This window comes from Xanthomonas sp. F4 (assembly GCF_011761895.1).
In genome coordinates, this window is record NZ_JAASQX010000004.1 from 109259 (window position 1) to 128520 (window position 19262).

At 69.3% G+C, this 19262-nt stretch carries 19 protein-coding genes and 1 pseudogene; 12 read left to right on the forward strand and 8 right to left on the reverse strand.

Features of this window, described 5'->3' with window-relative positions; all coding sequences use genetic code 11:
• Positions 1–119 precede the first annotated feature (119 nt).
• A complete protein-coding gene (locus FHR66_RS14690; protein WP_160964811.1) occupies positions 120–923 on the forward strand; it encodes a pseudouridine synthase in 804 nt (267 codons plus the stop codon).
• Positions 924–1010: 87 nt separating this feature from the next.
• On the opposite strand, the gene FHR66_RS14695 is transcribed toward FHR66_RS14690, so the two are convergent.
• Positions 1011–1535 carry a DUF2059 domain-containing protein gene (locus FHR66_RS14695; RefSeq protein WP_160964624.1) on the reverse strand — a complete coding sequence of 175 codons (525 nt, stop codon included), beginning with the start codon at positions 1533–1535 and terminating at the stop codon, positions 1011–1013.
• 163 nt (positions 1536–1698) lie between these two features.
• On the opposite strand from FHR66_RS14695, the gene arfB reads away from it, so the two are divergent.
• Both arfB and FHR66_RS14705 read left to right on the forward strand, forming a co-directional pair.
• Positions 1699–2130, forward strand: coding sequence for an alternative ribosome rescue aminoacyl-tRNA hydrolase ArfB (gene arfB, locus FHR66_RS14700; protein ID WP_160964622.1), 432 nt, complete (start codon positions 1699–1701; stop codon positions 2128–2130).
• A 51-nt stretch (positions 2131–2181) separates the two neighbouring features.
• The gene (locus FHR66_RS14705) at positions 2182–2736 is read left to right on the forward strand and encodes a lysophospholipid acyltransferase family protein (protein ID WP_160964809.1); all 555 of its coding nucleotides are present in this window, start codon (positions 2182–2184) and stop codon (positions 2734–2736) included.
• A gap of 521 nt (positions 2737–3257) precedes the next feature.
• Here FHR66_RS14705 and FHR66_RS14710 read toward each other — a convergent pair.
• From FHR66_RS14710 to FHR66_RS14720, 3 genes are all read right to left on the reverse strand, one after another.
• Complete coding sequence (locus FHR66_RS14710) at positions 3258–6305, reverse strand: TonB-dependent receptor (RefSeq protein WP_160964620.1); 3048 nt, start codon at positions 6303–6305, stop codon at positions 3258–3260.
• A gap of 102 nt (positions 6306–6407) precedes the next feature.
• Entirely contained in the window at positions 6408–7457 is a 1050-nt protein-coding gene (locus FHR66_RS14715) for a FecR family protein (protein WP_160964618.1), read from the reverse strand.
• On the reverse strand, positions 7438–8010 hold the full coding sequence (locus tag FHR66_RS14720) for an RNA polymerase sigma factor (protein ID WP_160964616.1): 573 nt from the start codon (positions 8008–8010) through the stop codon (positions 7438–7440). Before FHR66_RS14720 ends, FHR66_RS14715 begins: the two co-directional genes overlap by 20 nt.
• Before the next feature lie 350 nt (positions 8011–8360).
• Here FHR66_RS14720 and FHR66_RS21130 point away from each other — a divergent pair.
• From FHR66_RS21130 to lepB, 5 genes and pseudogenes are all read left to right on the forward strand, one after another.
• Positions 8361–8933 (forward strand): annotated as a pseudogene (locus FHR66_RS21130) (cyanophycinase); the annotation flags it as partial.
• A 213-nt stretch (positions 8934–9146) separates the two neighbouring features.
• Complete coding sequence (locus FHR66_RS21135) at positions 9147–10112, forward strand: isoaspartyl peptidase/L-asparaginase family protein (protein ID WP_237475215.1); 966 nt, start codon at positions 9147–9149, stop codon at positions 10110–10112.
• 313 nt (positions 10113–10425) lie between these two features.
• Positions 10426–12585, forward strand: coding sequence for a peptidyl-dipeptidase Dcp (dcp, locus tag FHR66_RS14730; protein ID WP_167087899.1), 2160 nt, complete (start codon positions 10426–10428; stop codon positions 12583–12585).
• 103 nt (positions 12586–12688) lie between these two features.
• A complete protein-coding gene (locus tag FHR66_RS14735; RefSeq protein WP_167087901.1) occupies positions 12689–13228 on the forward strand; it encodes a hypothetical protein in 540 nt (179 codons plus the stop codon).
• Between the two features lie 239 nt (positions 13229–13467).
• The gene (gene lepB / locus FHR66_RS14740) at positions 13468–14097 is read left to right on the forward strand and encodes a signal peptidase I (protein ID WP_160964610.1); all 630 of its coding nucleotides are present in this window, start codon (positions 13468–13470) and stop codon (positions 14095–14097) included.
• 176 nt (positions 14098–14273) lie between these two features.
• On the opposite strand, the gene FHR66_RS14745 is transcribed toward lepB, so the two are convergent.
• Both FHR66_RS14745 and FHR66_RS14750 read right to left on the reverse strand, forming a co-directional pair.
• Positions 14274–15203 (reverse strand): oxidoreductase, encoded by a 930-nt coding sequence (locus FHR66_RS14745; protein ID WP_160964608.1) that lies wholly within the window; start codon positions 15201–15203, stop codon positions 14274–14276.
• A complete protein-coding gene (locus FHR66_RS14750) occupies positions 15200–16252 on the reverse strand; it encodes an MBL fold metallo-hydrolase (RefSeq protein ID WP_160964606.1) in 1053 nt (350 codons plus the stop codon). The genes FHR66_RS14745 and FHR66_RS14750 overlap by 4 nt, the downstream gene beginning before the upstream one ends.
• A 96-nt stretch (positions 16253–16348) precedes the next feature.
• Between FHR66_RS14750 and FHR66_RS14755 the strand changes: the two genes are divergently transcribed.
• Positions 16349–16981 (forward strand): TetR/AcrR family transcriptional regulator, encoded by a 633-nt coding sequence (locus tag FHR66_RS14755; RefSeq protein ID WP_160964604.1) that lies wholly within the window; start codon positions 16349–16351, stop codon positions 16979–16981.
• 68 nt (positions 16982–17049) lie between these two features.
• Complete coding sequence (locus FHR66_RS14760) at positions 17050–17763, forward strand: DUF4365 domain-containing protein (protein WP_048490683.1); 714 nt, start codon at positions 17050–17052, stop codon at positions 17761–17763.
• A gap of 133 nt (positions 17764–17896) precedes the next feature.
• Here FHR66_RS14760 and FHR66_RS14765 read toward each other — a convergent pair whose 3' ends face one another.
• Positions 17897–18247, reverse strand: a complete 351-nt coding sequence (locus tag FHR66_RS14765) for a VOC family protein (RefSeq protein ID WP_160964602.1) — start codon at positions 18245–18247, stop codon at positions 17897–17899.
• Positions 18248–18436: 189 nt separating this feature from the next.
• On the opposite strand from FHR66_RS14765, the gene FHR66_RS20945 reads away from it, so the two are divergent.
• On the forward strand, positions 18437–18583 hold the full coding sequence (locus FHR66_RS20945) for a hotdog family protein (RefSeq protein WP_202394529.1): 147 nt from the start codon (positions 18437–18439) through the stop codon (positions 18581–18583).
• Positions 18577–18825, forward strand: coding sequence for a PaaI family thioesterase (locus FHR66_RS20950; protein ID WP_202394528.1), 249 nt, complete (start codon positions 18577–18579; stop codon positions 18823–18825). The genes FHR66_RS20945 and FHR66_RS20950 overlap by 7 nt, the downstream gene beginning before the upstream one ends.
• A gap of 127 nt (positions 18826–18952) precedes the next feature.
• Here the strand turns inward: FHR66_RS20950 and FHR66_RS14775 are convergent, their stop codons facing one another.
• On the reverse strand, positions 18953–19255 hold the full coding sequence (locus FHR66_RS14775; RefSeq protein WP_237475213.1) for a TfoX/Sxy family protein: 303 nt from the start codon (positions 19253–19255) through the stop codon (positions 18953–18955).
• Between the last annotated feature and the right edge of the window lie 7 nt (positions 19256–19262).

The following is a 19262-nucleotide window of genomic DNA, read 5'->3' on the forward strand; positions in this document are numbered from 1 at the left end:
TGCAGCCAGGGTGCCATCCGAGCAATGAGCGCCCTGTCGTGAGCGACATCGTGGGGGCATGGCGTCGAACGCTGCCGCTCATCGCCACCTGCCACCTGCATGCGTGGCGCATTCCTGCCATGCGCATTGTCGCGCCGCGGTACGGCGCGGATAATCCGGCGGTGAATACCGACGCCGCGCCTCTACAGATCCTCTACCAAGACCCATTGCTTGCCGTGGTCGACAAGCCCGCCGGGCTGATGGTCCACGACAGCAAGCTCGCCCGCGGCGAGGACGATTTCCTCGCCGACCGCCTGCGTGCGCAGCTGGGCCGGCCGATCTTCTTGGTGCACCGGCTCGACCGTGCCACCAGCGGCTGCCTGCTGCTGGCCTTCGACCGCGACACCGCCAGCGCACTGGGCAAGGCGCTGATGGGTGGCGAAGTGGACAAGGATTATCTGGCGATCTGCCGCGGCTGGCCGGCCGAAGACCGCTTCGACGTCGACCACGACCTCGACGGCGGCCCCGGCAAGCCGCTGAAGAAACCGGCCCAGACCCGCTTCGAGCGCCTCGCCTGCGGTGAGCTGCAGGTACCCTCGGGCGAGTTCGCCACCTCGCGCTACGCGCTATTGCGCTGCAGCCCGGTGACTGGACGCTTCCGGCAGATCCGCCGCCACCTCAAGCATCTCTCGCATCACCTGATCGGCGACACCAGCCACGGCGATGGTCGCCACAACCGCATCTTCCGCATGCAGGGCGTGCACCGCATGCTGCTGCATGCAGAACGCCTGGCGTTTCCGCATCCCGATGGACATCGGATCACGGTGACGGCGCCGTTGGATGCGGAATTCGTGCGGGCGTTCGAACTGTTCGGCTGGGATCCGGCGCCTTGGCAAATGGATGCAATGTCGGCTGGGACGCTGCAAGCCTTGCGGCTCTCGTAGGAGCGGCTTCAGCCGCGACCGGGCCTTCCCGATGCGGCCGGTCGCGGCTGAAGCCGCTCCTACGGCAGCAACGGTCGGTGCTGGGCGTTACTTCGCCGGCGGCGCGTTGACCGTCTGTTCCAGGTCCTTCTGCAGGTCGGCGAACAGCGGGGTCATCTTCTGCTGGATCGCGCCCATCAGGTTTTGCATCAGCTGCGGGGTCTTGTCGAGCAGGCTCTGGCCGGCCGGGCTCTCGTAGAACTCGGCCATCGCCAGCACGTCCTGCTTGGAGAAGGTCTGCTTGTACAGGTCGACGTAGAGCGGGCGCATTTCCTGCCAGGACAGCGCTTTGCGCACGGTGGCCTGGGTGCGCTCCTGGATCTGCTGCAGCTTCTGCTGCTGGGTGGCGTCGAGCGGGTGCTGTGCGGTGAGCTGGGCGAACTGCTGGCGCTGCATCGCCTCGATCTGCGGCAGCATGGTGTCGAGCATGTTCTGCGCACGCGAGGCCGACAGCAGGCGGTTGACGTCGGCCTCGCTGGGCGGTTCGGCCAGCGCGGGGAGGGCGACCAGGGCCAGCAGCAGGGCCAGCAGCAGGCGCTGCGGCCAACGGAAGAAGCGCGGAGTCGGGGACATGGAGCATCCTGCAGAACGATGACCGGCGGCCAGAATACGGCAATCGCCGCGATGCCGCCGCCGCACCGCGGGCGGCGCTGCGGGCGGCATTCGCTCCCTGGCCCGTTCAGGCAGCGCCGGGGCGTAAACCGGGTGGTCCGGCGGATGCCCTACAATCCGCGCCATGGGTAACGGGGCCATCCACATCTCGAGCAGCCTGGCGATTCCGGAAGACGAAATCGTCGAGCGCTTCGTGCGCGCTAGCGGCGCCGGCGGGCAGAACGTCAACAAGGTCGCCACCGCGGTCGAGTTGCGCTTCGACCTGGCCGGCTCGCCGTCGTTGCCGGAGCCGCTGCGCGCGCGCCTGCTGGCGCGCCGCGATCGCCGCATCACCGCCGACGGTGTGCTGGTGATCGATGCGCAGCGCTTCCGTACCCAGGACCGCAACCGCGACGATGCGCGCCAGCGCCTGGCCGAGTTCATCGCCGCCGGGCTGTCGGTGCCGAAGCGGCGCATCGCCACCAAACCCTCGCACGGCGCCAAGTTGCGACGCCTGGACGCCAAGCGCGAGCGCAGCCAGATCAAACGCGGCCGCTCGCCCGGCCGCTGGGAGTGACTTTTGACCGAACGCGATTACCGCCTGCCCGCAGCGCCCCCGAACATCCCGATGGTCAAGCCCAGCCGCTTCATGCGCTGGCTCGGCCGCACCGCCTTGCGGCTGACCGGCTGGCGGGTGGTGGGCGAGTTCCCGAACGAGCCGAAGCTGGTGATGATCGTGGCCCCGCATTCGTCCAACTGGGACGGTTTCGTGGGCTTCGCGGTCAAGTTCGCGGTCGGCTTCGAGGTGCGCGTGCTCGGCAAGACCCAGTTGTTCTGGTGGCCGCTGGGGCCGCTGCTGCGCAAGCTTGGCGGCATCCCGCTGGACCGCAACTCGCCGCGCGGGGTGGTGGAACAGGCCGTGGCGCTGATCCGCGGCGCCGAGCGCATGTGGTACGTGATCACCCCCGAGGGCACGCGCAAGCGCGTGGAGAAGTGGAAGACCGGGTTCTGGAAGATCGCCCACGGCGCGCAGGTGCCGATTTTTCCGGTGTATTTCGACTACCCCAGCCGCACCATCGGCCTCGGCGAAGTGGTATGGACCAGCGAGGACATGCAGGCCGACATCGCCGCGATCCGCACCTGGTACCGGCCGTGGCGCGGCAAGCATCGCGATACGTTGTGAGGATGGGCGGCGCTTGAGGGCTGCGCCGACCCGCCGTTGCACCCAACGGCGCCACCCGCTGTCGTAGGAGCGGCTTCAGCCGCGACCGGGCATCGGGAAAGCTTCGGTCGCGGCTGAAGCCGCTCCTACAAAAAAAGCGCGTCGTACTTCATCGTCGATCCCGTACGACGCCTCAGCCATGGTCGAGGTTTCAGTCGTGATCGGCTTTCCCGATGCCCGGTCGCGGCTGAAGCCGCTCCTACAGGCAGCGGATCGTGAGTCCTTGTGGGAGGGACTTCAGTCCCGACGACGGACGGTGTCAGTCCGCGTTCGGTTTCGCGCGTCGCGACGGAATTCGCTCCCACAGGGAGCCCGCGTTGCATCGATGCTGCATTGCAGGGCCGGTGGAAATGCGCTGGACATGGTGCCTGCCTGCAAAGGTCAGGTGTCTGTTGTAGGAGCGGCTTCAGCCGCGACAGGCCTTCCCGGTAACGCCCTGTCGCGGCTGAGGCCGCTCCCACACGATCGCTTCGACGCCTGCGCTACAGCGCGCTGCCGCCGAACTTCTGCGTGTATTGCAGGTACACGCTGCGGCCCACGGTGTCGAACCAGGACACGTCGTAATACGGGTACGCCGTGTAGGTGCGGTCGTGCGGCGGCATCTTGTCGAACAGGTTGGTCACCGTCAGCGACAACTGCGCGTGGTCGGTGAAGCGGTACTGCAGCGAGGCGTTGTAGCGATAGGTCGCCCCGATCCACGGGCTGTCGCCGCTCGCCGGGTCGTAGACCTGGTCGTAGGAATCCGAGGTGGGCAGCCGGCCCAGGCGCTCGCCATGCAGCGTCGCGGTCCAGGCGTTGCGCTCCCACGACACGCTGGCGCTGGCCTTGGTGCGTGGGATGTCGTAGCCGCTGTTGACCGCGAACTCGTCCACCATCGCTTCGCCGGCGTACACCTGGATGTCGTGGCGGCGCACCCAGGTGTAGTTGCCGCTCAGGCGGAAGGTGCCGATGCCGGTGTCGAGGCGGTACTGCGCGCTCAGGTCGATGCCGTTGGTGCGCTCGCGGGCGATGTTGATCGGGTTGACGTAGACCCCGTACAGGCGCCCGTCGGCGCTGCGGGTGACCCGCGCCAGCGCCTGCTGGCAGGTGGTGGACGTCGCCTGCAGCGCGCCGAGGCGGCAGTCGGCCTCGTCGCGCAGCACCTGGTCCACGCGCAGGTCCTGCACCTGGTCGCGCATGTCGATGTTGAAGTAGTCCACCGACAGGTCCAGGTCCGCCATCGGCGACCACACCAGGCCGGCGGTCCACGAGGTGCTGTTCTCCGGGTCCAGCGCGCGGTTGCCGCTGCGGCCGCGGATCACCGCTTCCTCGTTGTAGCTGCAGTCCTGGATCGCCACGCCCGGTTCCTCGCTGGCGCAGCGGTAGTAATCGACCCCGGTGGTCTCGTCGTTGCCCGGGCCGGCATACACGTAGTGCAGATCCGGCGCGCGGAACGCGGTGCCGTAGGAGGCGCGTACCAGCAGCGTGTCCACCGGCCGCCACTCCAGCCCGCCGCTGTAGGTGAACTTGCCCAGCGCGCGCCCGGCGAAGCGGTACTGGTCGTAGCGCCCGGCCAGGCTCAGCGACACCGTCGACAGCACCGGCAGGCGCAGCTCGCTGGCCAGCGCCCAGCGGTTGCGGCTGCCGTGGCCGTCGGAGTCCTTCCAGCTGTAGTAGTAGTACTGCGTGGCCAGCGGATCCGGGCGCAGGTTGTAGGCCTGGTTGCCGAACTCCGCGGTCGCGGCGATGCCGGCATCGCCGCCAGGCAGCGAGAACAGCGCGGTGTTGGTGGCGGTGAAGGCGAGGGTGTCGGTGCGCGAGCGCGGCTGGTACACCGTGCGCTGGGCGATGCTGTCGTACTCGGCGCGGCTCAGCGGCGTGTACAGGCGCTGCGGGTCGGCGTTGAAGATCGGCAGCCCCGAGTCCTCGTCCACGCCCAGCTGCGGGCCGAGGAACAGCGCGTTGGCGCGCGCGGCGACGATCTGCGGCCAGCTGATCGTGGCCTGGTACTGCGAGTGGCTGAGGCTGGCCTCGTAGTCCCAGTCCGCGCCCAGGTGGCCCTTGAAGCCGGTGGTGACGCTGAAGGTCTTCTGCCGGGTGCGGATGGTGCCGGCGTTGAGGCCGCCCATTTCTTCCGGGCTGAACTGCCGGCCCCAGGCTTCCACCTGGTCGGTGGCCTGGTTGTAGAAATAACCCTGCTCGTTGCCATCCGGGGCCATGTAGCCCCACTGCGTCACGTCGCGGAACAGCGACAGCTCGTGGTAGCCCAACTGCACGTCGGCGAACCATTCGCTGCCGTTGTCGAAGGCGTAGCGCAGCGAGGCATAGCCGTTGAGGCCGCGGCGCTTGTTGGTGATGGTGCCGTAGCCGATCGAGGCGCTGCTGCCGCAGAACGCGCCGTAGCCCTGACGCGTGGCGTAGCCGGTGCTGCCGCCGTTGAGGCTGGACACTGACGCGCAGGTGTCCGCGCCCGGGTCGAGATAGTTGTCGTCGTAGTCGGTGCGCAGGAAGGTGCGCCGCGGCACCTGCGAACGCGCGGTGGGGCCGTCCAGGGTGCTGTCCTGGCGGCTGCGCTGATAGGCCCACAGCGGCGTCTGCGACACCAGCTCGGCGCCGAACACCGCATCGAAATTGCCGCGCGACCAGCCGCTGCTGAGGCTGAGGTTGAAGCTCTCGCCGCCGCCGCGGGTGGTGTCGCCGAAGCGGTAGTCCAGCGTGGTGCCGTCGGCGTGCTTCTTGAGGATGAAGTTGACCACGCCGGAGATCGCATCCGAGCCGTAGATCGCCGAAGCGCTGCCGGTCAGGATCTCGATGCGGTCGATCATGCCCAGCGGGATGTTGGAGATGTCGGTGAAGTTGCTGCGGCCCTTGAACGGCATCGGGAAGTCGGCGATGCGGCGGCCGTTGACCAGCACCAGGGTGTGGTTGGGGCCGAGCCCGCGCAGGTCCACCTGCTGCGCCCCAGGCGAGAAGTCCGCGCCGCTGGCCGACTGCGGGCTCTGCGTCTCGCCGCCGTTCTGGGTCATCGCGCGCAGCACGTCCGGCACCGAGGTGAAGCCATTGGCCTTGATCTGCTCGGCGCTGATCACGCTGATCGGCGCGGGGCCTTCCACCTGCGTGCGCGGGATGCGCGAGCCGGTGACGCGCAGCGTGTCCAGTTGCGCCACCGGCGCATCGGCCGCCGCGGCCGGCGTCGGCGCGGCGGCACGGGCTGGCTGCGCGCGGGCCGGGGCCGGCTCCTGGCGCCGCACCAGCCAGGCGCCGGAGGCATCGCGCTGGGCGACGAAGCCGCTGCCGCGCAGCACCTGTTGCAGCGCCTGCGCCGTGTCCAACTGACCATGCGCGCCGCCGCTGCGGGCCTGGCCCAGTTGATCGGCACGGTAGATCAGTTGCGCGCCGGATTGCCGCGCCAAGGTGTCCAGCGCCGCACGCAGCGGGCCAGCGGGGACGTCCACCGCGCCGGCGGCGGCCACGGCAGCGGATTGCGCCTGCGCCGCACAGGCGCTCGCACAGGCCATGCTCAGCAGCAGGGCGCGCATCGGATACCGCATCGAGTTTTCTCCCCAAACGGGCGCGGAGCGCGCCTCCGTAGCTCCAGGACGAACGAGACCGGCAAATCCCCCCGCCACCGCGCCTCCCCGACGCGGAACGGCTCACCGGCTGTGCAACAGCACCGTGTCGCCGCGGCGCTCGGCGCGGATCGGGAACCCCTGTTCGAGCAGGCGCACGAACGCGTCGACGTTGGACCAGCGCACGTTGCCGCCGACCCGCAGCGCCGCGGCGCCGGCGTCGGCGACCTGCAGCTTGACCGTGTTGTAGCGGTTGAACTCGGCCACCGCCGCCTGCAGCGGGGTGTCGTCGAAACTCAGGTAGCCGCTGCGCCAGTCCAGCACGCGCTCGGCCTCGGCCAGCGCCACCCGGCGCACCAGCACCCCGTGCGGACCGGCCTGGGCGATGCTGCCGGCGTGCAGCAGCAGCGGCGGCGCCTGCGGCGCGCTCGCCGATTCCAGCCGCACCGTGCCCTCGGTGACCACCACGCGCAGCGCATCGGCTTCGCGGCGCACCGCGAAGCGCGTGCCCACCGCCACCACCCGGCGCGCGCCGCTGGCGACCACAAACGGCCGGTCCGGGTCCTTGCTCACCGCGAAGAACGCTTCGCCGCGCTGCAGGTCGATGTGCCGCTGCGCGTGCGACAACGCCACCGCGATCCGGCTGTCGCTGCTCAGCGTCGCCTGCGAACCATCGGCCAGGGCCACCGGGCGCAGCTGGCCGGTCACGCTGGCGTAGGCGGTCGGTACCGGCTCGAGCGCATGGCGCCAGCCCAGGCCCAGCACCGCGGCACCGATCAGCGCCGCCGCCAGCGCGGCCGGCCAGCGCCGGCGTGGCCGCGCGTGTGGACGTGGGGCGAAGCGCAGGTCGCGCAGATCCGGCGCGGCCGTGGCGGCCGGCACCGTCGTGCTGCGGCCACCCAGGCCCTGCCAGCGGCCGCGTTCGGGCACTTGCCCATCGCGTTGGCCTGCGCCCAGCGCCTGCAGGCGCCCGCTCTCCTGCCAGGCGGCCTGCAGGCGCAGGAACGCCACCCGGTGCGCGGTGGCCGCGGCCAGCCACGCGTCCAGGCGCGCCTGCCGTGCGTCGGACCAGTCGCCGCGGTCGCGCCGCGCCAGCCAGGCCGCCGCACGCGCCTCAATCCACCTGCTGTCCATCGCGTGCCCGCGCCTGCATCGGCTTCGCCGGCGCAGCCGCGCCCTCGTCGCCATGGAAATGATCGGCCAGCAGGCGCATGCCCCGGGCCACGTGCTTCTCCACGCTCTTCTCGCTGATGCCCAGGCGCACGGCCACCTCCTTCTGCGGCAGTTCCTCCACCCGCCGCAGCCAGACCACACTGCGGCAGCGGTCGGGCAACCGGTCGAAGGCCGCCGCCAGCCGGCCCAGCACCTGGCGTCCGCCGCACCAGCGTTCCGGCGACAGCTCGTCTATGAGGACGTGCATCGACTCCAGATCCCCCACCGCCTCGATCGACACCACGCGGTTGCGGCGCAGCCGGTCGGTCATCAGGTGCCGCGCGGTGGCGAACAGGAACGACTTGGGCAGGCTCGGTCGGGCCTTGCCGGCGGCCTCGTAGACGCGCACGTAGATCTCCTGGCGCAGGTCGTGCCATTCCTCGCGATGCGGCCAGCAGCGCCGCAGGTAGCCGCTGAGCGCCTGCTCGTGGACCAGGATTTCTTGGACGAACCAATCGTCGAGGGAAGCGGGCATGAATCCCACATTAGCCGATCGCCGGCGCGTGCGGGCAAGTGCCGCGCGTCGAACGTGGGAGGGTGGCGCGGCGGGGGGAAACCGTGCCGCCGTTCGTCCCCTCTCAGCAACGAGCCGCACGCTCGCCTGCCCGCCCCGTTCCCGAGGAGATCCGCATGACCCGTTCCGTCGGCATGTTCCGGCCCTGGATGTCGCTGCTGCTGGGCCTGTGCCTGGCCACGCCCGCCGTCGCGCGCGATTACCGCCAGTACCTGGTCGGCGACCCGGCCGCGCCCACGCCCGGCCCGGTGTCGCCCGGCCTGCTGCTGATGGGCGGCGGCGACCGCAACTACGACGCGCTGCGCTGGTTCATGGCCAAGGCCGGGCATGGCCACGTGGTGGTGCTGCGCGCCTCGCAGGCGGGCGAGGTGGGCGAGGAGTTCTATCGCAAGGTCGGCGGCGTGGCCTCGGTGGAGACGTTCGTGTTCAGCGGCCGCGGCGCCTCCAGCGATCCGGCGCTGCTGCGCGCGCTGGCGCAGGCCGATGGCATCTTTATCGCCGGCGGCGACCAATCGCGCTACGTGCGCTACTGGAAGAACACGCCGGTGGCCGACGCGCTGGACGCGCACGTGCGCGCCGGCAAGCCGCTGGGCGGCACCAGTGCCGGCCTGGCGATGCTCGGCGAGTACCTGTACGGCTCAATGGACGGCGGCAGCATCACCAGCCCGGCGGCGCTGGCCGATCCGCTGGGGCCGGCGGTCACCATCGAGACCGACTTCCTGCACCTGGACCTGCTCAAGCGGGTCATCACCGACACCCACTTCCGCGAGCGCGACCGCCTCGGCCGCCTGTTCGCATTCCGCGCCAAGGCCGCCACGCTGGCGCCGCAGGGCGCGCCGCTGATCGGCCTGGGCGTGGACGAAAGCGCCGCGCTGGCGGTGGAGGGCGACGGCACTGCCCGCGTCTACGCCACCGATCCGCAGGCCGTCGCCACCGTGGTCGCCGGGCCGCTGCAACCGCCGACCCCGGCCGGGCAGCCGCTGCAGGCCACACGCATCGAGACCGTCGGCGTCGGCCCCGGCTCCACCCTGCACCTGCCCGATGGCCGCGTCGATGCGCCGGTGTTCCATCGCTACTACGCGGTGCAGGACGGACGCATGCGCGAGATCCCGGCCACCACGCTGGTGATCCATGGCGGCGCCGGCGTCGAGCGCGCCAGCAGCAGCGCCGCCGACCTGGCCGAGGCGCGCGCGGCGATGGAAAAGGCGTTGCGCACCGGGCAGGCGCTGCTGGCGCAGGGCAAGTCGGCGACCGATGCAGTCGCCGCGGCGATTGCCGTGCTGGAGGATTCGCCGCAGTTCAACGCCGGCAAGGGCGCGGTGTTCACCCACGATGGCCGCAACGAGCTGGACGCGGCGATCATGGACGGCCGCACCGGCAAGGCCGGCGCGGTGGCCGGCGTGCACCGGGTCAAGAACCCGATCGCACTGGCGCGCGCGGTGATGGACCAGTCCGAGCACGTGATGCTGGTCGGCGACGGCGCCGAGATCTTCGCGCGGCAGCACGGCATCGCCCTGGTCGATCCGTCCTACTTCCGTACCGAGAAGCGCTGGCGACAACTGCAGCAGGCGCTGAAGGAAGAGGCCAACAAGCAGGCGCACGCCGACCTGGAGACGGCCAAGCACTTCGGCACGGTCGGCGCGCTGGCGCTGGACCTGCAGGGCAACCTGGCCGCCGGCACCTCCACCGGCGGCATGACCAACAAGCGCTACGGCCGCGTCGGCGATTCGCCGATCATCGGCGCCGGCACCTACGCCGACAGCCGCTGCGCGGTGTCCGGCACCGGCTGGGGCGAGTTCTACATCCGCGCGGTGGCCGCCTACGACATCTGCGCGCGGGTGAAGTACGCCGGGCAGAGCCTGGCCCAGGCCGCCGATGCGGTGATCGACAGGCAGATCCCCAAGGCCGGCGGCGACGGCGGCGCGATCGCGCTGGGCGCCGACGGCAGCGTGGCCTTCCCGTTCAACACCGAGGGCATGTACCGCGGCTGGATCGGCGCCGACGGCGTGCCGCACGTGGCCATCTTCAAGGACGAGGCGTTGCCGCTGCCCGGCGGGCAGTGAGCCGGCGCGCCGGCCCGCTCCGCGGTGCCGGCCGCTTCCTTGCGATTGGCCGGCGCCCGTACCGCCGACCGTCTTGCCCCCTGGCAGGCAAGGGTCCTTTCCGGGTCGAACGCGGTGGCCGATGCGAGGACGCCGTGGGCGAGGTGCAGGAGCGAGGTCACCCTGCCGGCGCTGGCGCCAAGCCCGCGCCCGGCGATCTGTACGCCGGCTGGCTGCCGTACCGGGCCGAGCCAATGGCACATGCCGCTGCCCGGCAAACCCGGTAACGTGGGCGGCTGTCTTGGCCCCAAGGTCCTCCCAGGAGTTCCACCTCATGTCGCGTAACGTCGTTCTGGCCGCCGCCATCAGCCTGGCGCTGGCCGCCTGTTCCGGTAAGGAGTCCACCCCCGTGCCCGCCGCCCCCGCTGCTCCGGCCGCCGCGCAGCCCGCCGCCGCCGCCAACCCGCTGCTGACCCCGAGCACGCTGCCGTTCCAGGCGCCGCCGTTCGACAAGATCAAGGACAGCGACTACCTGCCGGCCTTCGAAGAAGGCATGAAGCAGCACCTGGCCGAGATCCGCAAGATCGCCGACAACCCGGAACCGGCCACCTTCGCCAACACCCTGGAAGCGATGGAGCGCAGCGGCGAGACCCTGACCCGCGTGTCGCGCATCTTCTTCGGCCTGGTCCAGGCCGACACCAACGATGCCCGCCAGAAGATCCAGGAAGAGATCGCGCCCAAGCTGGCCGCGCACCAGGACGAGATCAGCCTGGATCCCAAGCTGTTCGCGCGCATCAAGAGCCTGTACGACCAGCGCGACACGCTGACCCTGGATCCGGAGCAGAAGCGCCTGGTCGAGTACGAATACCAGGAGTTCGTGCGCGCCGGCGCGCAGCTGTCCGACGCCGACAAGGCCACCCTGCGCAAGCTCAACGTCGAAGAGACCACCCTGGCCACGCAGTTCCACACCAAGCTGGTCGCGGCCACCGCCGCCGGTGCGGTGGTGGTGGACGACAAGGCCAAGCTCGACGGCATGTCCGACGGCGACATCGCCTCGGCCGCGCAGGACGCCACCGCGCGCAAGCTCGACGGCAAGTACCTGCTGGCCCTGCAGAACACCACCCAGCAGCCGGTGCTGGCTTCGCTGAAGGACCGCGACCTGCGTCAGCAGGTGATGGCCGCCTCGCAGTCGCGCGCCGAGAAGGGCGATGCCAACGACACCCGCCAGACCGTGCAGCGCCTGGCGCAACTGCGCGCGCAGAAGGCCAAGCTGCTCGGCTTCGACAGCTACGCCGCCTACAGCCTCAGCGACCAGATGGCCAAGACCCCGGACGCGGCGCTGAAGCTGCTCACCGACACCGTGCCCGCCGCCACCGCCAAGGCGCGCAGCGAGGCCGCGGAGATGCAGAAGGTGATCGACGCGCAGAAGGGCGGGTTCAAGCTCACCGCAGCAGACTGGGACTTCTACGCCGAGCAGGTGCGCAAGGCCAAGTACGACCTCGACGAGTCGCAGATCAAGCCGTACTTCGAACTGGACAACGTGCTGCAGAACGGCGTCTTCTACGCCGCCAACCAGCTGTACGGCCTCACCTTCAAGGAACGCACCGACATCCCCACCTACCACGACGGGATGAAGGTCTATGAAGTGTTCGACAAGGACGGCAAGTCGCTGGCGCTGTTCTACACCGACTACTTCAAGCGCGACAGCAAGTCCGGTGGCGCCTGGATGGACGAGTTCGTCGGCCAGAACGGCCTGACCGGCACCAAGCCGGTGGTCTACAACGTCTGCAACTTCACCAAGCCCGCCCCGGGCCAGCCGGCGCTGCTGAGCTTCGACGACGTCACCACCATGTTCCACGAGTTCGGCCATGCGCTGCACGGCATGTTCTCCAACGTGAAGTACCCGACCCTGGCCGGCACCGCCACCTCGCGCGACTTCGTCGAGTTCCCCTCGCAGTTCAACGAGCACTGGGCGTCGGATCCGAAGGTGTTCGCGCACTACGCCAAGCACTACCAGACCGGCGAGGCGATGCCGGCCGACCTGGTGGAGAAGATCAAGAAGTCGCGCACCTTCAACCAGGGCTACGCCACCACCGAGTACCTGTCGGCGGCGCTGCTGGACCTGTCCTGGCACACCCTGCCGGCCGACGCGCCGCTGCAGGACGTGGACAAGTACGAGGCCGACTCGCTGAAGAAGTACAAGGTGGACCTGGCCGAAGTCCCGCCGCGCTACCGCACCACCTATTTCGACCACATCTGGGGCGGCGGCTACTCGGCCGGCTACTACGCCTACTTCTGGGCGGAAGTGCTCGACGACGACGCGTTCCAGTGGTTCAAGGAGCACGGCGGCCTGACCCGCGCCAACGGCGACATCTTCCGCGCCAAGATCCTCTCGCGCGGCAACACCGTCGACCTGGCCACCCTGTACCGCGACTTCCGCGGCAAGGACCCCAGCGTCGAGCCGCTGCTGGAAAACCGCGGTTTGAAGAACTGATCGGCGCTGCGCCGATCGGGTGTGTCGAGAACGGGATGGTCTTGTGGCCATCCCGTTTTTCGTTGGGGTGTCCGGGTAATCCATCCACCACAAGGAGATGGTCATGAAGGGAAGCTGGATTGTCGGTATGGCGCTGCTGGGCGCCTGTGTTACGGCGTCCGCCGCAGGACGGTTGGACATCCGGCTGGAACACGCGCAAGCAGGCAGCAAACGAGCGGGCGCAGCGGTCATCACGATTACCCTGGTCAATGCGGGCGACCAGCCGATCGCGGTGCCGGATGCCTACGTTCCCGAGGTGGGCCGCGACGGGCAACTGCAAGCGAATCTGTTCCGAGTGCTGCAGGAAGACGGAAGCCCGGCGGACTACCTCGGCGTTTACGTGAGTCAGTTGCCGGGGTCCAGGCCCGACATGATCCTGCGCCCGGGCGAGTCAAAATCCGCGACGGTGGATCTGTCAGTTAGCTACCGGATCGTGCCCGGCCGCCGCTACATGGTGACTGCGCAGCCTTTGCTGCGGTATCGCGAACTTCCGGCGGCCACCGCCGCGCATGTTTCCGATCAGGTGGGTTCCCTCAAGGCCGCCACGTCCAACCGCATCGAGGTCACGCCGCGGGCATCGGTCGAGCCTCAATCCGATACCTAACGCAGAAGACGTAGAGACTATCGCCTGCAGTCCGTATCAAAGGTGATCATGAAGCCGATCGCCGCAGCCGGATCGTACATGGCACTCGTGTTGGGCCTCTGCCTCCCACGGTCGCTGTCGCCGCGGGTTCGCCACCGAATGCGCTATCGCCATGCCTTTCGTCACTGGCCCGCCGAGCCGCCGAGCGCGCACTGTCGCGATGACACATCCCGTGCCCCCTCGCTCACCACAGGTGCTCCATGACCCACGCCGATCCGCATGCCACCCGCCTGCAGCGCGCCGCGCGCTGGACCCGCAAGGAACTGGTGCCGATGGTGGTGATGCTGTTGCTGCTCACCGCCGCACGGTCGTCCTTCGCCAATCACTACGTTGTGCCCTCCGGCTCGATGCAGCCGACCCTGCAGCCAGGCGATCGTGTTGCCGTGGACATGAGCGCTTACGGTCTGCGCGTGCCGTTCACCGAGTACCGCGTGTTCGAGCGCGGCCGGCCGCAGCGCGGCGACGTGGCAGTGTTCGATTCCCCGCGCGATGGCACGCGCCTGATCAAGCGCGTGGTGGCGGTGGCGGGCGATCGTGTGGACGTGCGCGATGGCCATCTCTCCATCAATGGCCAGCCGCTGCAGGTGGGCGCCGCGGGCGATGCGGAGCGCTTCGGCGCCCGCATCGCGCGGCTCGACCTCGATGCGGGCGGCGGTCCGGACCTGCACGACGTGCGCGTGCCGCCCGGCGAGCTGCTGGTCATGGGTGACCATCGCGGCGACAGTTTCGACGGCCGCTACTTCGGCTTCGTCGATGCGGACAGCGTCTATGGCAAGGCGCTGGCGGTGTTCTACCGTCGGGGCGAGGGGTTGGAGTGGGCGCGGCTGTAGGACGCCTCTAGGAATGACGGGACGTGATCTGTAGGAGCGGCTTTAGCCGCGACGGGCTTTACCGGTAAGGCCTGTCGCGGCTGAAGCCGCTCCTACAAGGGGGCAACCTGATTCTGCTGGGACATGGTGAGTGCAGGCCTTCAGTCGGCGGGCAGGAGCTGCTGCCAGTGGTGCGCTCAGAACGTCACGCCCGCCAGCGTGCATGCCACCTCCCACAACCGCGCGGCCACCTGCGGATCGCGTGCCTGCCGGGCGATCCTGGCCGGTGCCGGGTCGCCTTTCAGTTCGAATAGGCCATCCGGCCCGTAGTACGCGCCACCCCGCACCTGTGGCGAGGTCGCGGCGTAGAGCGTGGGCAGCGCCCCGGCGGCCGCGGAATGACTGATCAACGGAGCCAGCCACCTGGTCGCCGTGCCCACCACGCTGCGGCGTCCGTCCGCGTCCGGGCCATTGGCGACCAGCGCGGTCTGTGCGATGCCGGGATGCGCGGCGACCGCGCACAGACCCCAGCCGCGCGCATCGCTGCGCCGCTGCAGTTCCAGCGCGAACATCAGCATCGCCAGCTTGGATTGCCCGTAGGCCTTCCAGGGCCGGTACGGGCGTTCGCTCTGCAGGTCGTCGAAGTCGATGCGGCCTTGGCGGTGCGCCAGGCTCGACAGGTTCACCACGCGTGCGGCCGGCGCGGCGCGCAGCAGCGGCAGCAACTGTGCGGTCAGCGCGAAATGGCCGATGTAGTTGCTGCCGAACTGCAGCTCCAGGCCGTCGGCGGTGGTCTGCCGCTGCGGCGGCGCCATCACCCCGGCGTTGTTGATCAGCAGGTCCAGCCGCGAGGAGCGCGCCGCGATGCGCTCGGCGAAGGCGGCCACCGAGACCAGCTGCGCCAGGTCCAGCGCTTCCACGCGTACGTCGGCCGCCGGATGCGCGGCCAGGATCGCCTGCCGCGCGGTCTCGCCCTTGGCCGGGTTGCGGGCGGCCAGCACTACGCTGGCGCCCGCGCCGGCCAGCGCCAGCGCAGTTTCGTAGCCCAATCCGCCGGGGCTGGCGCCGGTCACGATCGCGAGCTTGTCGCGCTGCGACGGCAGGTCGGCCAGGGTCCAGCGGCTCACGGCGCCACCGCCTGCGCCAGCGCACGCCACCAACGCTCTCCAGTGGCCGGCTGCGTCAGGTCGACGCGCTCGCCCATCCGCGGCGTGGCCAGCGCCACGCCGGCGGCGTCGGCCAATGCCGCGAGGCGTTCGAAGGGTTCGTGCCAGGCGTGCATGGCCAGGTCGAAGGTGCCGTTATGGATCGGCAGCAGCGTGCGTCCGCGGATGTCCCGATGCGCCTGCAGGGTCTGTTCCGGCTGCATGTGCACGTGCGGCCACTCCACGTCGTAGGCGCCGTTTTCGATCAGCGCCACATCGAAGGGACCCAGTCGCTCGCCGATCGCCTTGAAGCCATCGGAGTAGCCGCCGTCGCCGCTGAAGAACAGCTTCAGTTCCTGCGTCTCGATCGCCCACGAGCACCACAGCCGGCGCCCGCGGTCGAACATCCCGCGCCCGGAGAAGTGTTGCGCCGGGGTGGCGGTCAGCGTCACGCCGTCCACCGTGGTCGACTGCCACCAATCCAGTTGCCGCACCTTGTCCGCAGCCACGCCCCAGCGCATCAGCAGGTCGCCCACGCCCAGCGGGGTCACGAACGTCCCGACGCGCTCGGCCAGGCGGCGGATGCTGGCGCGGTCCAGGTGGTCGTAGTGATCGTGCGAGAGGATCACCCCGGCGATCGGCGGCAACGCGTCCAGCGCGATCGGCGGTGCGTGGAAGCGCCGCGGGCCGGCGAACGGAAACGGCGAGGCGCGTTCGGAAAACACCGGGTCGGTCAGCCAGAAGCGTTCGCGCAGCTTGAGCAGCACGGTGGAGTGACCGAGCCGGTACAGACTGCGGTCGGGCGCCGCCAGCAGTTGCGCGGCGGTCAGCGGCAGCACCGGCAGCGGCTGCGCTGGCACCGCCTCGGGCGACTTGCGGGTCAGCAGATGCCACATGATCCGCAGGGTCCCGGCCAGGCCGGGCATGCCGCTGGTGCCCGGGGTGGCGTTGCGGAAGCGGCCATGGCGGTACTGCGGCGAGCCCAGATGCGAGGGCGGGACACGGGACAGCGGGGGAGCGGACGCAGACATTGCAGCAATCCTTGAAAGGTGATCCGGCAAGGCAATTACACTACACAGTGTAGTTTACTTTTCGTGAAAGTAAACCGTCCGGTGTAACATCCGTCCATGGTTTCTCCTTCCACGCCCACCCCGGCACGGCTGACCGAACGCAAGCGCCAGGCGATCCTGGAGGCGGCGATCGCCGAGTTCCGTGGCCATGGCTTCGAGGCCACCAGCATGGACCGCATCGCGGCCAGCGCCGGCGTGTCCAAGCGTACCGTCTACAACCATTTCCCCAGCAAGGAAGCGCTGTTCGACGAGATCCTGGTGCAGCTATGGCAGCGCAGCCTGGACACGGTCGGCGTGCCCTACAACCCGCAGCAGCCGCTGCGCGCGCAACTGCTGCAGTTGCTGCAGCAGAAGCTGCAGATGTTCGACGATCCCGCCTTCGTCGGCCTGTCGCGGATGGCGATCGCCGAAGGCATGCGTGCGCCCGAGCGTGCGCGCGAGTTAACCGCGCGCCTGGGCAGCAAGGAGGAGGGCACCCTGGTCTGGTTGCGCGCGGCCCTGGCCGATGGCCGGCTCAAGCCGTTGCAGCCCGAGTTCGCCGCGCAGCAACTGCATGCGCTGATCAAGGGCTTCGCCTTCTGGCCACAGTTGACCATGGGCCAGCCGCCGCTCAGTCCCGCGCAACAGGCCGAGGTCGCCGCGTCGGCGACCGACATGTTCCTCGGGCATTACGCGCGGGATCCGGGTTAGCGAGAGTGCGTGGGTGTGCCCGCGCAGCACGGTTCTCTACATTCCGAGCGTGCATAAGGAGCGATGCAATGAGATACACGGAACAGCAGATCATCGGAGACCTCGGCGAACTCGCGGTCGCGCGCGCCTTCATCCGGTACTTCCGCTGGCCGTGCCGGCGCCAGACCGTCGATCTGGGCGTGGATGCCGAAGTCGAGATCACCGACGACGATTTGAACGCCACCGGCAAGATCGTCAAAGTCCAGGTCAAGGCCAGCATGAGCCCATTTGTGGATGGGAAGAACACGGTCTATCTCGAGACGCGCCATGTCGATTATTGGAAGGACTTTTCCGTGCCGGTGCTGCTGTGCGCGGTGAGCGTGGCGACCGACGAGGTGCTTTGGAAAGTGATCGCCTCCGATCGCGATTATGCGACGGGCCAGGGCGGTGCCAAGGTCGAATTCGATCGGGTCGCCGACGCCTTGTCGCCGGCGTCTCGCCACGCCATCGAACGGATCGCGGTCGAAGGCGGCGACATGATCATGCAGATCCTGGGGATCGCCGAAACGTCGATCGTGACGATGCTCGATAACGCCGGCAACCCCAGCCTCTCGCTGGACAATACCGCACAGGTCGAGCGCCATGAGTTGAATAGGAGCATCCTGAGCATGGCCTATGAGCTTCTTCGGCTGACCGGCAGACGCCCACGCGCTGGCGCCAACGCCCGCCTGGCATCGCTGCAGCGCCTATGGAATGCGATTGATCTGGAACTGGACAGGCAAAACAAAGACCAGTTCTATTGAGCGGACAGCGCCACGCAAGCAGCTGCCTCGTGTCGACAGGTGGAAGGACGCAGCACCTGCTCTTGCTGTACGTTGCTGGCTGGCCTTGCGCACCCCGCCAGTGCGCGCGTGTAGGGCATCGTCCAGACCAGGATCAGCCCTCGCACCACACCGCCAGCTCGTGGCCGTCGCGGTCGGCGAAGTGGAAGCGGCGTCCGCCCGGGAACGCGAACACAGGGCGCACGATGCGGCCGCCGGCCGCTTCGATGCGGGCCTGGGTGGCGGCGAGATCGTTGGAGTACAGCACCACCAGGGCACCGCCGGGTTGCGCGGTGCCGTGGAAGAAACCGCCGCTCAGGCGGCCGTCGCGGAACTCGCAGTAGTCCGGGCCGTAGTCCTGGAAGGTCCAGTCGAAGGCCTGGCCGTAGAAGGCCTTGGCCGCATCGATCGAGGCGACGGCGAATTCCAGGTAGTCGATGCGGTGATGCTGTTCGGCGCGGGACATGGGCGGCTCCTGTGGATGGGGCGCCAGTATCCCGCGCCGCGAAGCGCTCGGCTTGGCGAAAACGGCCACCGCGGCGGCGACTGCGTTCGACACGCGTAGCGGGAGGTGTCCCGGGCGCATGACACGCCGCGGCGCCCGCTGTACGTTCTTGGCGAATCCTCCAGGAGTCGCAGCATGGACATGTAAGCGTTGGCGCGGCAGATCTTCGACGCGCAGCCCTTCAGCCGACTGATCGGCGCGAGGCTGAGCGTGCTCGGCGACGCGCAGGCGGAGATCGTGGTCGACATGCGCGACGACCGCGTCAGCAGCACGGATTCGCGCATGGTGGCGTGCTGAGCTATCTCGCCGACAACGCCCTGACTTTCGCTGGCGGCTTGGCACTGGGCGGCGATGCGCTCACCGCCGAGTTCAAGATCAACTATTTGCGGCCGGCGCGCGGCACACGGCTGATCGCGCGTGCGCAGTCGATCGGCAAGGGCAAACGCCAGGCGGTATGCCGCTGCGACATCGTCTCGGTCGAGGAAGGCGGTGAAGGTCTGTGTGCAGTCGCGCAGGGCACCATCGTCACCGCGCGCTGAGCGCTCTGTTCTCGGCTGCGTGCTGCGCGCTGCCTTGGCGCGGCTGAGACGGTCGTGCCACACGCGGCGTTCGCGGTTCCGGGCTGGCGCGGTACGCGAGCGGCGACGAACGCGCGGCGCAGTGCGCTCACTTCGGCGGCAACGTGCGCACGAAAGCGATGGCCTCGCGCAGCAGGCGCGCGGCGAGCGCGTCGTCGGCAAAGATCTCCGGCGCGACCCGGACCCAGCCGGGCATCGCCCGGCCGCGCGATAGCATCGGCTCGATTCCCGGTATCGCCAACGCCCACGCGTCGTGACCCTTGCCGAGTCGCACCAGCACGCCATCGTCGCGCGCGCCGCACAGCAGATGGCCGTGCAGCAGCCAGGCCCAGCCACCGAACATCGGTTTTTCGGTCAGATCCCGCTGCGCACCGAGCGTGTCGCGCAGCATGTGTTCC

Coding starts and splice junctions, on each gene's coding strand:
- FHR66_RS14690 (WP_160964811.1), top strand. CDS start 120: ATGCGCATTGTCGCGCCGCGGTACGGCGCGGATAATCCGGCGGTGAAT.
- FHR66_RS14695 (WP_160964624.1), bottom strand. CDS start 1,535: ATGTCCCCGACTCCGCGCTTCTTCCGTTGGCCGCAGCGCCTGCTGCTG.
- arfB (WP_160964622.1), top strand. CDS start 1,699: ATGGGTAACGGGGCCATCCACATCTCGAGCAGCCTGGCGATTCCGGAA.
- FHR66_RS14705 (WP_160964809.1), top strand. CDS start 2,182: ATGGTCAAGCCCAGCCGCTTCATGCGCTGGCTCGGCCGCACCGCCTTG.
- FHR66_RS14710 (WP_160964620.1), bottom strand. CDS start 6,305: ATGCGGTATCCGATGCGCGCCCTGCTGCTGAGCATGGCCTGTGCGAGC.
- FHR66_RS14715 (WP_160964618.1), bottom strand. CDS start 7,457: ATGGACAGCAGGTGGATTGAGGCGCGTGCGGCGGCCTGGCTGGCGCGG.
- FHR66_RS14720 (WP_160964616.1), bottom strand. CDS start 8,010: ATGCCCGCTTCCCTCGACGATTGGTTCGTCCAAGAAATCCTGGTCCAC.
- FHR66_RS21135 (WP_237475215.1), top strand. CDS start 9,147: ATGCGCGAGATCCCGGCCACCACGCTGGTGATCCATGGCGGCGCCGGC.
- dcp (WP_167087899.1), top strand. CDS start 10,426: ATGTCGCGTAACGTCGTTCTGGCCGCCGCCATCAGCCTGGCGCTGGCC.
- FHR66_RS14735 (WP_167087901.1), top strand. CDS start 12,689: ATGAAGGGAAGCTGGATTGTCGGTATGGCGCTGCTGGGCGCCTGTGTT.
- lepB (WP_160964610.1), top strand. CDS start 13,468: ATGACCCACGCCGATCCGCATGCCACCCGCCTGCAGCGCGCCGCGCGC.
- FHR66_RS14750 (WP_160964606.1), bottom strand. CDS start 16,252: ATGTCTGCGTCCGCTCCCCCGCTGTCCCGTGTCCCGCCCTCGCATCTG.
- FHR66_RS14755 (WP_160964604.1), top strand. CDS start 16,349: ATGGTTTCTCCTTCCACGCCCACCCCGGCACGGCTGACCGAACGCAAG.
- FHR66_RS14760 (WP_048490683.1), top strand. CDS start 17,050: ATGAGATACACGGAACAGCAGATCATCGGAGACCTCGGCGAACTCGCG.
- FHR66_RS14765 (WP_160964602.1), bottom strand. CDS start 18,247: ATGTCCCGCGCCGAACAGCATCACCGCATCGACTACCTGGAATTCGCC.
- FHR66_RS14775 (WP_237475213.1), bottom strand. CDS start 19,255: ATGCTGCGCGACACGCTCGGTGCGCAGCGGGATCTGACCGAAAAACCG.